The organism is Streptomyces roseochromogenus subsp. oscitans DS 12.976 (assembly GCF_000497445.1).
GTDB lineage: Bacteria > Actinomycetota > Actinomycetes > Streptomycetales > Streptomycetaceae > Streptomyces > Streptomyces oscitans.
In genome coordinates, this window is the sequence record NZ_CM002285.1 from 6185810 (window position 1) to 6186425 (window position 616).

Annotated in this window: 1 pseudogene; it reads right to left on the reverse strand. The window is 75.2% G+C overall.

From position 1 onward, the window contains the following. A pseudogene (locus M878_RS76345) lies at nucleotides 1-616 on the reverse strand (hypothetical protein); the annotation flags it as partial.

Below are 616 nucleotides of genomic sequence, written 5' to 3' on the forward strand. Positions count from 1 at the left end.
CCTCGCGGGAACGTTCCCGGCAGTGGAAGGCCAGTTCGCACGCGGACAGGCACTCGGGCGCGTACGTCGCCGGGACCGCCGCCACGGCCGCCGTCAGCTCCTCGGCGCTCCGGTCCGGCGCGAAGCACATGCCCCCCGGCAGTGCCTCGGCGATCTCCTCGATCCGGGTGAGCCGGGCCAGCTGGCGGGCGGTGACCGCGCGCTGCTTGCGGACGTCGACGGCGGAGCCCGCGGCCAGGTTGGAGAAGTCCTTCGGGCACACCAGCAGCACCCGGTGACGCACGCGCGGGGCGGGAGCCTCTTCCTGGGTGAGCCGGGCGGCGACCTCCTCCAGGGCGAGCACGTACACCGCCGCCTGCCGGGCCGCCGCGCCGACCTTGGCCGGGTCCGCCGAACCGTCCAGCATCGGGAAGGACTTGATCTCCACCACCGACCAACTGCCGTCCGGGTGCACCACCACCGCGTCCGGCTCCAGGAAGGCGAGCGAGCCGGCCACGTCGAGCGCCAGCATCGGATGGTCGAGGAGCGTCCAGCCGCCCGCGCGCGTGGCCTCGCGCAGCGCCAGCGCCGTACGCGCGGTACGTCCCTCGGGGCCGTGCGCGGTCAGGTCGGGCAC